This is a genomic window from Lysinibacillus sp. DFXJR4 (assembly GCF_057196045.1).
Map to the genome: position 1 here is coordinate 13,123 of NZ_JBXUNW010000020.1, position 13,330 is coordinate 26,452.

A 13,330-nucleotide genomic window follows, 5' to 3' on the forward strand; every position below is an offset into this window, starting at 1 on the left:
AATTTTTTCATTATTTATTTGTAAAATAATTTACATCATCAGGATTAACCCACGTAGGGTCTGTCCACCCCGTTAAATCGTAATCTGCCATACATTGCTCAGCAAACGCGATAAACTCATCTGCTTTACCACTGCCTTGTGCACCAAACAATGTTTGTAATCGAATATCTTCATGATTTCCAGCATAATTTCGTTCGTATAATTCACTACGGCCACCAAATTCAGTACCAATCGCATCCCAAAGTAGCTTAATTGTTTTAATTTTTTCAAGTGCTTCAATACCATTAGAACCACGGTAGAGCTTATTTAATGTCGGACGGAATTCCTCGTTTAAAAAATCTCTTGCACTAGATGGCTGAACAATTAAATTCCCTGCTACAATCTGCTGAATAATGCCTTTAATCTTTGGCCAACCTTCCTGTAGAAATACGCGATATGCAAGTCCACCATTTAAATTTGGAATAACGATGCCGTTTTCTTTTTTCTCGGGATTCAATGCCATCGCATCGCTTAATGACCAGAACATATGACGCCAAGCAATAATTTCTCCAATATGAACCTGAACACCACGGAATTGGTCAGTGCCTGCAGTCTTTAATGCCTTCAACAATACACCAATAATAAAATCTAATTTCACCGCTAAGCGTGTGACACCTTGGAAAGTAAAGCGATTAATGAAACCGCTTTCTACAAAGAACGAAGTTGTCTTTTGCATATCTTCATAAATTAAAATATTTTCCCACGGAATAAGCGCTTGCTCAAATACAAGTACTGCATCATTTTCATCAAAACGACTACTTAGCGGATAATCAAATGGACTACCCATAATCGCAGACGTCATTTCATACGATGCTCGACTAATAAGCTTTACACCAGGAGCATCCATTGGTGCAATAAAAACAACCGCGAATTTTTTATCTTTAATTGGTAATCCATACGTACCCACAAAATTGTAATTAGTAATAGCTGATCCTGTTGCTACCATCTTCGAACCACTAATAATCAAGCCTTTGTCTGTTTCACGCTCCACTTGGATAAAAACATCGCCCACTTCATGAACATCTTTGTGCCGATCTACAGGTGGGTTCACAATTGCATGATTAAAGAACCAATTTCGTTCTTGTGACTCTTTGTACCAACGCTTCGCATTTTCTTGAAAAGGTGAATAGTATTCAGGATTCCCACCAAGTGTTGCAAGGAAGGAAGCTTTATAGTCTGGTGTCCGCCCCATTTGCCCATATGTAAGGCGGGCCCAAGCTACAATAGCATCCCGTCCTTTCATTAAATCATCCGCGCTTCGTGCTGCACGGAAATAACTATGGGTATAACCTCCACTACCCGTATCCGTTTCACAAGTTAAAATATCTTTGTATTTTGGGTCATGCATGGCATTATATAAACGTGAAATCGATCGAGCCGAATTCCGAAAAGCTGGGTGAGTCGTGACATCCTTTACACGTTCACCATGTAACCAAATTTCTCGACTATCCTTTAAACTTTCTAAATATTCTTGCCCTGTCAATGGCTTCGTACCTTGTTTTACGACCATTCCCTTCCCCCCTACAATTATTTTTCTTGTTTGACATGTCTATTTAAATATAGTTCTTTCGGAATTTTTAGATAATTAATAAAAAGTATAGAATTCCGCCATTTTTCCTTCAAATTTGAAAGGAATATGTGCAAAAAATAGAAAAAAGCCAGCAAATACGCTGACTTTCTCTACTTTTTATTTTCTAATGCTTTCAGTACATAATAGATTTTTAAAGCTAATTGGCATCGAAAACGCCCATCTCCTGTACGTAAATCTTCTTGTAATAAAGATTCAATTTTTTCCATTCTATAACGAAAACCTGGAATTGAAAGACTCAAAGCCTTTGCTGTTTTATTGACATTACCGCTATTGTTTAAAAAAACCTCTAACGTATGGGCAAGTGTTGCATTATTTTGCTCATCATATTTTATTAGCGGACCTAGCACCTCTTCATAGAAATGCAGAAGCTCCTTTGGATTTGTCGTCTTTAAAAATAGCATAATATGCTGAAAGTTTTCGTAAATAGCAGATTGTGTCTTTCCAGGTGCTGCATATTGTAGAAATTGACAAATCAGTCTAGCCTCATTGTGGCTGCTTCCAATTTCCTCTAACCTATCAGCATTTTTCCCTACACCAATTTGGAATATAGATTGCTTAAATCGTTCTTTTAATCGTTTCGTTAAAATGCTAACAAAGTCCGACATATATCTAATATCCTTTTCACAATCCTCTAGAATAAGTAAAATTTCTTGATTTTTAATGAAACACTCAATATTTAAATACTCTGTCATTAAAAAGCTATGCAAAATTTCTGGTTCCTCATACTCAGATGTGATGACAATTACACGATTGTTTTTACTCGGATCAAAATAGAAAATGCTGCGAGCCTTTTTAATGAGTGCCTCTGTGGAAGATTGTCTACTCATGACTTCATCTAAAAAATCGGACTTTTTTTGCCATTGGGACTGGGCAATTTGCATCTGTGTATATAAATAAATTGAGAATACCGTCACAGCGCGTTCAATAATCATTTCCTGTTCTCTCGTTAAGTCATTATGACTAAGAATCACTAAAGTCCCCAATTGTTTTTTCATCGTCATAATTTCATATTCATGTCGAAACTCCTTTTTCCTAAGTTTTCCTTCTAGATAGAGGTGCTCATCATCCTTCTGCATAAAATAATAGCCAATTGGCTTCATTAAATATCTACGCTCTATTGCTACACTACATTGCAATGCATCACTTAAAAGATGTAAGAGTTGATTTAACGTATAGCCCTCTAGCATTGCATGTGTCATTTGTTTGTGGATGGTGTCAGAATGCAGGATAGAATTATTCAATGATTTTAACTCATTATAAGTAGCGTCTAATTCATCAGCTAAGGATGTTTCTTGAAAATATCGTAATAAATCTAATTGCTCTGCTGTTGCATGCTCCTTAGTCCGAACAACAAATTTACAATAGTCATCACATTTACCACGACATTTTTCCTCAAAAACAACGACTTCTCTTGAATAAGTTTTTGCTAGAAAGCCTGCTACATAACCGATTAATGTCCAACATACACTTTCTTCACTAAAGCCAAAATGGCGGACATGCTCCTCCGCCTCGTAAGAATGGAACCATTTGCCTTCCATTTCAAATTTATCATCGCTTATTTCCAGTACATCAATTTCTACACTGACAACACCCTCTAAAGTATGGATTGCAGCGCCAGCTTTTATTAACTCTTTTAACTCTTTCCAATTGTACATTTTCTCAATAGAGTCACCAGCACTATAGCCGCATGCCCATCCATAGCGTAATAAAAAGCCCTTTGCTCGCTCCATATTCAACGTTTGAATAATATCACGCCTAAAAAAACCAAGTGCCTCAGCTGATTTTAAGATCATTCGATTCCCATTGAACTTTATAATGCCCGAACGTGGATTAATATCAATGGCATTCTCAAACACTAAACGATTTGCTTTCACTATATACACCCCCATAAACATGCAGTCTTTACAACGAAAAAGGCTTGTACATTTCTCCAAATCGAAATCACTAGATTGAAAGTGTTTACTTTTATTTAGTATAAATTTATTTTTTTGATAATTCAATTTATTGGAATGGAATTCCGGTAAAGTTTGAGTTTGCATTGATAGGCTGCAAAAAAATGTACTGATCCTTTGATGAATCAGTACATTTTTGATTTATAGCTTATTCACAAGTTCTAAAAGTGCAGTTAAAGAATCTACCTCATAAGTTGGTGTTACAGTAGCACTTGGAACATTGTTTTCACGATTAATCCATACATTCCGCATCCCAACACGTGATGAGCCTAAAATATCAGTATTTAAATTGTCGCCCACCATAATGGCATCATCAGCTGTAATACCTGCCTTCTCCATAACATGCTCGAAAATGGCGGCATCTGGCTTTCCTTTGCCAAAGTCTCCAGAAATAATAATATGGTCAAAATATGGCGCTATTTCTGGTGTAATTGTCAGCTTTAAGTTCTGTAGGCTTGGAGCACCATTGGTTAATAAAATGAGCTGATATTTTCCTTTTAGCTCATCCAGCACAGTAAATGTATCCTCGTATAAAAATGGCGATACCTTACGTTCAACCACAAATCGCTCACCAAGCTCTTCTCCTAATTGCGCATCATCAATCCCTAACGCTGCTAAGCCCTTTGTCCATGAAGCAGTACGATACTCTGGTACAATTCCCTTCATTTTTTGGAAGGAATCTGTTGGATCATCAAATGTTCCCCATAGACCTTCAAATGGGTTAATACCAATTAACACTGTATAGTCGTATGTTTCATAGCCCTCATAAAGCGTACGAGCTTCCTTTCGTACTGCTTCCTCCAGCTCTGATGGATCTACTTTATGTATAGTTGCTGCATATTGACATGTTTTTTCAAATGCTGTTTTAACCGATTTTTTATCCCACAGCAGTGTATCATCTAAATCAAAAATAATTGTATTAATTGACATTGTGTCAGCTCCTAGCTTCCTTTAATACTGCTTATTTTAGCATATTTTCAAAATATTTAGGATGGCATTTTATGTACATTCCTTCTAAAATCAACAAGCTATGCGTACCCTACGCACAGCCTGTCACGTACTATTTATTTTTATTACGCAGGCGTTCCATTAAGCTCTTTACCTCAGCTTTTTTTTGCTCTGTTTCTTCTAGTAAAATTTCAATATGATAAATGTCGTTTATTTCTTCAATTAACACACGATCGCCCACCTGTACTGGCTTATTCATGGCGGACTGTAATATGATTAGTTGTTCCTCTTCCTCTGGGTACTTCAAGAAAACTGCATAGCCATCTTCAATACGGTCTAAGGTATATTTAGTCGAGCTCACTAACAAGTTCCCCTTTCGCATTCTTTAATTGTGCAGCATCTCCATCATTTAGCCAAATTTGTTTCTTCGTCCACTTTAAATAATTTTGACCATCTCGCGCATTTGTTCCACTTGTCACATAAATAATCTTACCTGGCTGTAATGTCACATTTGGAAATTTGAATACTTGATTCCCTTCTATTGAAATAAGCTGCCAATCCTTCAACGATACTGCTTCACTACCATTATTTTTAATACCAACAATTTCATCTATTAAATCCTTACTAATAATCTCTACACTTGCGGCATTTGGAGGTGTTGAGATATTGGCTCCTGACCATTCTTTTGACTGCACATCATAGTTTACCCCATCTGTAGATACGATAACCGTTCCAGCTTCTGCGGTAGCATAAATCTTACTCCCAACAGCTTGCAAACGCTCAACGACTTCAGCATGAGGATGCCCATATTTATTTCCTTCCCCATAGCTTAAGACGGTTACTTCTGGATGCACTGCTTGAATAAATTTCTCCGAGCTACTCGTATTTGAGCCATGATGACCTGCCTTTAAGACTGTTGCCTGTACATCATTTTGCAGCATGTCTTTTTCTAATGCTATCCCCGCATCTCCTGTTAATAAAAACGAAACATTGCCATATACCATTTTTAACACAATCGATGCATCATTATTATCCGTTGCATGCTCATTAGCATTTAAGACCTTTACAGTAAGATCATCATCAAACGCTATATTTTCTCCTGTTGTTGGAACATGATAGGGAATATTCTTCGTATCAATTAGTGTCAGCATTTCTTCAAAGGTTTGTGATGTATGTACCTTTCCAGAATCATAAAATTGACCAATATCAATTGATGATTGTAACACAGGAATTAAGCCCCCAATATGGTCAGCATCTGGATGTGTTGCTACAACTATATCTAGCTTATTTACACCTAGCTCTTTTAAATACGAAACCACCTGCTGGCCTGCACCCTTAACACCTCCATCCACAAGCATTGTCTTACCATTTGCTGACTCAATAAAAATAGAATCTCCCTGCCCTACATCAAGGAAATGAACACGCATTTCTTGTCCAGCAGTTACTGGTACTTTTTCTGTCTTTAAAACCTCTGTACAGCCCGCTAATAAAAAAATACAAAGAAGTACTATTATTAATTTTTTCATCTTCTTACTCCCTTTCTATTTTTCTATTATACAAAAAAGAGTAGCTTGGAACTGCCCACTATTTTCTAAAATCTTCTATGATGAACTACTCTTTTGTAAGAGATTCTCAAATATTTTTTTGGTTTTCAAACGAATACATTCATAAGGCTCTTGCACTGCCTGTTGAACACTAACCTTATTATCTACTAAAGACTCAACAACAGTAAAATAAGTATACAATGCTGGTTTATCAATATCATCAATATTCCCTGACAATAAGATTGCCTGAGCATTGACTAATCTGGCTGCCTTCGCTATTCCTAACGGTGCTTTTCCATGTAATGTTTGGCGATCTGATTTCCCTTCCCCTGTTATAACGAATTGAGCCCCTTCTATATGTTGTTTTAATTGAATGGCTTCCATTACAATATCAATACCTGCTGAGAAGCTACTATTTAAAAAGGCTATGAATGCACCACCCACGCCACCTGCCGCACCTGCCCCTTTGAAATCATGTAATCGAATGCCATATTGCTCTTCAACAATGTCCGCAAACTGCTTTAAACAGTTATCAAAATAAGCAATTTGATGCTCTTTTACGCCTTTTTGAGGTCCAAATATAGCAGTTGCCCCCTGCTCTCCAATAAAGGGGTTATCCACATCACATGCAATAGTAAATTGTGCTTCAGCTAATCGTGAATCTAGACAACTACTATCAATAATGGCCAGCTCTAATAAAGCTGACACTCCATCATCAATTAATGAGCCATCCTCTTTTCTAAATTGCAGTCCTAGTGCCTTTAACATGCCAATACCAGCATCATTTGTAGCACTACCGCCAATGCCAATAATAAACTTCCTAAATCCTTGATCTAGAGCAGCTTTTATTAATTGACCCGTTCCATATGTTGATGCCCGTTGAGGATTTTTTTCATTATCCTGAAGTAACACTATGCCAGATGCCTGAGCCATTTCAATAACACATGTAACATTATCACCAAGTACACCATATTTCGCCACTATTTCTCTCCCTAAAGGATCAAGCACCTGCGCCGAAAAATACTGACCATCAGTAGCCATAATAAGCGATTCCAATGTGCCTTCTCCACCGTCTGCAACTGGTAACATCACAGTATGAATTGATTGGTCCACCTCCATGATTCCTGCCTGCATTGCATTTGCTACCTCGAGGGCTGACAGGGTTCCCTTAAACGAATCTGGACTAATAATGACTTTCATTTTATCCCTCCTCTTTTATTTTTAACATGATTATACTTCAGAGCAAACACTCTTGTGAGCTTGAAAAAGGCAACCTGAACAACTCAGATTGCCTCTACCTTATGCTTTATATAATTCATCTAAAAACTCAATTTTTTTACCTATAGCATCCTCAAATGTCATGATATAGGCAGCAGGATCTTTTGGATTATGGAACTGCGTAATTTTCCCTGTTTCAGGATGAACAAATTTAGAAGAAGCGCCACAGCCGATTCCTAAAATTGTCTGTACCTCTTCCATGATCACAATATTATAGATGCTTTCCTCACCAGCTTTACTATAGCCGACATTTTCTAAATTACCTAAAATATTTTTTTGTCGATATAAATAGTACGGAACATAGTCATTTTCCTTTGTCCAATTTTGTGCCATCTGCATCATTTCTGCAACAGTATCGCGATCCGCTACTTTGTATTTATCCTTATTACGAGTCATCTCTGATGCACGTTTAAATGATAGTGTATGAACAGTCAATGACTCTGGTTGCATCTTAGCAGATTCCTCTAAAGAATGCTGGAATTCCTCGATACCTTCATTTGGTAAGCCGATAATCAGATCCATATTAATATTGTTCATTCCTGATTCACGCGCAAGCCAAAACTTATCAACTGTTTCCTGAACCGTATGATGGCGACCAATTGCCTTTAACGTTTCATCTGTATAAGATTGTGGATTAACACTTATGCGGTCAATCCCCCATTTTTTTAACACTTCTAGTTTTTCTGTAGTAATCGTATCTGGTCTACCCGCCTCAACTGTCACTTCGCGGATTGTTTCAGGATGTGGAAAAGAATCGTACATCGTCTGATACAATGCATCCATTTCATGTGCCTCAATAGATGTTGGCGTGCCACCACCCCAATAAATAGATGTGATTTTCATATCGTTGTCCTTCAGCCATTTACCCATTTCTCTTAATTCAATATGTAGCCCCTCTAAAAATGTAGTGACACGGCCATGCTTTCGGTTACTTCCAATCGCATATGCGGGGAACGTACAATAGGCACATTTTGTGGGACAGAAAGGAATTCCGATATAAACACTTATTTCCTTTCCAATGTTATCGATATCAGGAATCGTCACTAATTGTCGTTCAACAATATCTTTTAAGAGTGCTACCTTTTGTGCAGACAACCGGAAATCACGAATAAGTATGTCAGCAATTTCTTTCTCTGTCTTACCTTCTTTTCTAAATTTATGATAGAGCTTAGTCGGACGGACACCTGTTAAAATACCCCATTGCTGTTGCATCCCTGTATATTGTTCAAGCACATCTAAAAATACATGAGACAGAGCACGTTTAATACGGATATTTAGCTCACGTCCCTCAGCCTGTGTATCATATTGAATATGATATTCATTTGTAAATTGCTTTCCCTCTACCTCTAATACTGCTTTTGTAGATATAGAACAATCCTCAGCAACATGATGCTCGAAGGATACGGACATGTCGGCTCCATCAGACTTTGCTTTTAGTTTGGAATCCTCAAAAAATAAATTTGCTATATGGTTTAATACGCGAATCCAATCCTCTGGATAATTTTGATCTATGTGAATAATTTTCATTTTCTTCGCTCTCTTCTTTCAAAATTACGGCATCCATAGTGTAACAAATTTTTATTAGGTTAAGCAAAGTTACAAATAGAAGTTTTAAATAACAGAATATTCCGTCTAATAATAGACAATGTAAGTTATTCACTTTATAATTTTTAATAAAGGTGGTGTTGATAATGGTTCTTATAAAAAATAATTATTTTTCTTCCGCTCCAAGCTTTATTCACCAGCTAGAAATATTATTTCATCACTTTAATTTAGAACGATGTGATGAAAAGACCATTTACATTACTATTTTATTAAAATATCGCTTGCATAAAGTTCCTTGTGATCTTATTTATATTATGGATCAAGAAGAGATTTACGGTGCTATCTCTATCAACAAGCACTATGAACAGGCACGAAAATTTATCCAGCAACATTTTCGACATGCTTTACTGTATTCAGATGAATTAATACTAGCGAGAAATTTTATGCAAACTTTTCATTTCAAGCGAAGTGTTCAAATCTTTGCAAAGAAGTATCCGACATTTATCTTAAATACTCCTAAAAGCAAAAACAGTAAGCTAGAATACCTCCTCTAGCTTACTGGCATGTTGTTGAAATACTATTATGTCAATGAAATCAAGGTGACAAATTAAAAAGTATATCCCTTTCAAAACGACGGGTTAATCTCCGTTCCGCCTGAGTGCTTTGTAGCTGTCGCTTTGCTTTCACTACAGAAAACATTTGCCGCTGACGCTTCGCTTTCGCGCAGAGCAGAGCTTCCTGGGGAGCGTCCGATGAGCCACTTGGGGCAACAGATGTTTTTTGCGCGTAAGCGAAGCGTCAGCAGCAGGAGGTTGGTCACGAAGGCGTTGTCACAGGACGTGACGATTTTAGCCTTTGTTCCCCTAATGTGCTCGCTCCATGGTCTCATCTGTGACGCTGAATCCCCGAGGAGTTACTCAGTCTACACTCCAATCAACCATTGCTCATTCATTGGTATTTCACATAAATGTATAGTGATAAATTGAAGTCTTAACCATCACTATTTTGCTCAAAATGGAGCTTTGATAACATTTTTCTATGCGAAAGCAGCGCGACAGCCATAAGTAACTTTATGTAAAGGTAGAAATTTGTTTTATGCATAAAAATAAAATGTAGGTTGGCAGTTATAGAATTGTACCACTATTCTTTCAATTTAATGATGGTATGTAACATGCTTTTACTTTACTTTTGAGGGAAGAAAATATTTAAAGTTCTTCACTATTGCAGATTGGAGTGCAAGGCTACTCGACTCCCGTGGGATAGCGAGACAGATGAGAAACTGAGGCCAACACGAGGTTGGTCACGAAGGCGTTGTCACAGGACGTGACGCACTTAGCCTTCGTTCCTCCAGCGCAGGAAGCGGCTCGTCGCTCGCCCACAGGAAGCTTTGCTCTGTGCGAAAGCGAAGCGACAGCAACAAAGCGAGTAGCCTGGAACGGAAATCACCTTCATTTTGACTAAATATTCACAAAGAGTCCCTTGACCATTTAGTTTTTTTCAACACTATGACAGTAAGCTAGAATACCTCCTCTAGCTTACTGTTTTACTTTGAAACATATTATTTTAGGAATTCCTCAACAAACTCTATTGGTACATATGTTTTATTCGCTTCTAGTAATGCAGGTGCTACATGAAGTGGATGTAAGGCTTTGTTCACACCAAACATTTTTTCACCGCGCGTAATTGTGAAAGATAAATTACCTTTTGTTATAATTGCCCCTTTACCCGTTGACTCTACCGTAAAACCGCGTTTTTCAGCAATCAGGCGCAAAGGAACCATCTTCGTTCCTTCTACTTCATATGAATCTGCCTCAATAATGGCTGTAATCTCTGCTTCAACAGTATTTTCTGCTGTATTAGCAAATTTGTTTTCAAGAATGATTACTTTCGAAGGTGTGGTCTGAGCTGGGATGCTTTTTGTAGAAGCTGTATAGAAAACCACTAAATGCTTCTCTGCTAAATCCTTAGCTGCAACTTTCTCTCCCTGTGAATTGAAAAGCTCCGTCTTTTCTCCAATATTTAATTTTAAAATATCATAAGTATTTTTTAAGTCTTCAAAGAAATAATCAACCTCAACAAATCCAACTTCCTCTGTTTCAACAATGACAACATCAGGATTGAATTGTGGTGGATAGATTAATTTTTGAGGCTTGTTTGCAAATGTATAGGCAACTATTTTATCTCCCTCTTTAAGATCCACTTTCTTCCCTGTATTATCGAAAACAGGTGTTTCATTTGTAATTTCTAAAACATTCGTTTGTTCGCCAGCTTTTACCGTGTAATATGTAATTTTTTCACCAGTATGGACTTTCTCAACTATCCCATGTGTATTGTTGAAAATGTGTACAGGATCAATTTGAATTTGCGGTGCTTCTGTAGGCTTTTCATTGGCTAAAGCGACTGGAACTACTACACTTCCAAATAATAATGCTATCATTGCTACAGGTGCAAACTTTTTCATGTTCATAAAATCTCTCCTTATTATTTAGATACATAGTAGTAGTCGATTTTAAATGGTAAAAGTTTCATTTAAAAAAACCATCATTTGATTTAACAGGACCTAAATTGTAAAAAGCATAAAATATAAAGGGTATGATGGACTAGGAAATGCGGTTAACAATATTTATTATTCGTGATGCCTTTGCTGTATTCTACGGGTTGAATCTTGCCTACTATTTCCTCGTAAATAGTCATATAGTATTTCTTCTTGCGATTTTAGTTACTATAATTTAAAAATATAATAGTTGAAAAATGTGATTATAGCAAAATCAACTTCGTTTGTAGTAAAGCAGTTTGATAGTAAAGAATAGGGGGGAGTATGATTAAAAAAATTATTGTTTTAATTATTTGCATTCTTTGTATTTTACCATTCACGTCTACAGATAAATTTTCGGCAACAATAAGTGATAGGGACCAGAAAATAAAACAAATTGAAGTTGAAATTGAGAACAACATGAAAACACATGATATTCCGGGAATGGCTTTTGCACTTGTTGATTTTAATGGGATTATTTATTCTAAAGGTTTTGGAACATTAGATATCCGAGAAGATACACAGCAGATTGACGAAAATACAAACTTTAACTTAGGATCGCTTTCTAAAGTGTTTACCACAATAGCTATTATGCAGCTTCAGGAGAAAGGACTTTTACGTATAGAAGATCCTGTTGTTAATTATCTTCCTTGGTTTAAAACAAGTGATGATTTAATGTCAAATCAGATTACTATTAAGCATTTACTTAATCATTCAAGTGGTTTGCCTAGTCGCCTCAATGTTCATGAAGTGAAAAGTGTAGATCGATGGGAAATTAAAATTCAAATTAGTGATAAACTACGTAATGTTATGTTAGTTGCGAAACCCGGTGAAACATTTGAATACACCAATATGAATACAGATTTGCTGCAAATAATTATTGAGGAAGTTTCAAATGTTCCTTTTACAAAATATATGGATGAAAATATTTTTAAACCTCTCGGAATGAACAGAACAGGGTATTTTACATTTGATGATCAACATCTTTCCAATACAGCAATTGGACATCGTTATCACTGGGGTAAAATTAAACCTTATAAGGAAGAGTTAGTTTATGCTACCTCTAGCTCGGCAGGGTTATCCTCAAATGTCACAGATTTAGCAAAGTTTATGATGTGTCTACTAAACGAGGGGGTAACTCCTATGGGTAATCTGATTCGTTCAAACAGTATTAACGAAGTATTCCAAGCTAATAATTATGGTATTGGGTACAATTGGTATATATATCCGCAAAATATGTATATGGAGGGTGGATTACCTGGCTTCACTTCAACGATGGTTTTAAATTCTGATAAATCATTTGGACTTGTTCTCCTATCAAATTCGAAACAAGATATAACATTCCATTCTGGTTTTAATTTATTTAGAATAGTGGAAGGAGGAACTCCTAAACCTTTATTAGGTGAGGATTTTCCAAAGGTGAAATCTGCCGCTAAAATAATTCTTAGTATTACAATCTTCATTTGTACTATTTTAATCTATTTAGTAGGAACAACATTCTATAATTTAGCAAAAGGAAGACATACAGTAACATTTGTGAAACCAAGTTTTAGTAAATTTTGTATGATCATTTCATTGCTAGCATTGTACTTCGGAGTAATGTATTATATCTATGTTTTATTTCCTTATTACGTGGGAGTTCCTTCGTTATTCGACTTTCAAAAAGAACCAGATGTCACATCAGGATTGATGATATTAAGTATAATGTATACATTATTATCTTTAGTTTTATTCTTGAAAATCCTAATAATTCAAAAGGTTGAATTAAATTTATTTAAATGAAAAAAACCTCATTAAACTATCTTGTTAACAAGTCGTTTAGATAGTTAGAAATTAAACAGCCTTAAAGAGCCTTCTACAATATGATTTGTAGCGAGGCTCTTATCAGAATTAAATACCT

10 protein-coding genes are annotated in these 13,330 nt (G+C 36.3%); 2 read left to right on the forward strand and 8 right to left on the reverse strand.

Annotated features, from left to right (window positions below; genetic code table 11):
* Positions 1–10: 10 nt before the first annotated feature.
* From AC2CGN_RS22760 to AC2CGN_RS22790, 7 genes are all read right to left on the reverse strand, one after another.
* Positions 11–1,549 carry a 4-hydroxyphenylacetate 3-hydroxylase N-terminal domain-containing protein gene (locus AC2CGN_RS22760; protein ID WP_283869538.1) on the reverse strand — a complete coding sequence of 513 codons (1,539 nt, stop codon included), beginning with the start codon at positions 1,547–1,549 and terminating at the stop codon, positions 11–13.
* A gap of 170 nt (positions 1,550–1,719) precedes the next feature.
* A complete protein-coding gene (locus AC2CGN_RS22765; RefSeq protein ID WP_484516415.1) occupies positions 1,720–3,504 on the reverse strand; it encodes a XylR N-terminal domain-containing protein in 1,785 nt (594 codons plus the stop codon).
* Positions 3,505–3,723: 219 nt separating this feature from the next.
* Positions 3,724–4,512, reverse strand: coding sequence for an HAD family hydrolase (locus AC2CGN_RS22770; RefSeq protein ID WP_429986101.1), 789 nt, complete (start codon positions 4,510–4,512; stop codon positions 3,724–3,726).
* Positions 4,513–4,642: 130 nt separating this feature from the next.
* Positions 4,643–4,891 (reverse strand): DUF3006 domain-containing protein, encoded by a 249-nt coding sequence (locus tag AC2CGN_RS22775; RefSeq protein ID WP_427550014.1) that lies wholly within the window; start codon positions 4,889–4,891, stop codon positions 4,643–4,645.
* Positions 4,878–6,056 carry an MBL fold metallo-hydrolase gene (locus AC2CGN_RS22780; RefSeq protein WP_484516418.1) on the reverse strand — a complete coding sequence of 393 codons (1,179 nt, stop codon included), beginning with the start codon at positions 6,054–6,056 and terminating at the stop codon, positions 4,878–4,880. The genes AC2CGN_RS22775 and AC2CGN_RS22780 overlap by 14 nt, the downstream gene beginning before the upstream one ends.
* A 75-nt stretch (positions 6,057–6,131) precedes the next feature.
* Complete coding sequence (locus tag AC2CGN_RS22785) at positions 6,132–7,274, reverse strand: glycerate kinase (protein ID WP_484516420.1); 1,143 nt, start codon at positions 7,272–7,274, stop codon at positions 6,132–6,134.
* 99 nt (positions 7,275–7,373) lie between these two features.
* Entirely contained in the window at positions 7,374–8,879 is a 1,506-nt protein-coding gene (locus AC2CGN_RS22790) for a coproporphyrinogen III oxidase (protein WP_484516422.1), read from the reverse strand.
* A 164-nt stretch (positions 8,880–9,043) separates the two neighbouring features.
* On the opposite strand from AC2CGN_RS22790, the gene AC2CGN_RS22795 reads away from it, so the two are divergent.
* On the forward strand, positions 9,044–9,451 hold the full coding sequence (locus AC2CGN_RS22795) for a hypothetical protein (RefSeq protein ID WP_429983002.1): 408 nt from the start codon (positions 9,044–9,046) through the stop codon (positions 9,449–9,451).
* A 1,004-nt stretch (positions 9,452–10,455) separates the two neighbouring features.
* Here AC2CGN_RS22795 and AC2CGN_RS22800 read toward each other — a convergent pair.
* Positions 10,456–11,364: a stalk domain-containing protein gene (locus AC2CGN_RS22800; RefSeq protein WP_484516424.1), complete on the reverse strand. Its 909-nt coding sequence runs from the start codon at positions 11,362–11,364 to the stop codon at positions 10,456–10,458.
* A 351-nt stretch (positions 11,365–11,715) separates the two neighbouring features.
* Here AC2CGN_RS22800 and AC2CGN_RS22805 point away from each other — a divergent pair, with 351 nt between their 5' ends.
* Complete coding sequence (locus AC2CGN_RS22805) at positions 11,716–13,212, forward strand: serine hydrolase domain-containing protein (protein ID WP_484516426.1); 1,497 nt, start codon at positions 11,716–11,718, stop codon at positions 13,210–13,212.
* Positions 13,213–13,330 lie beyond the last annotated feature (118 nt).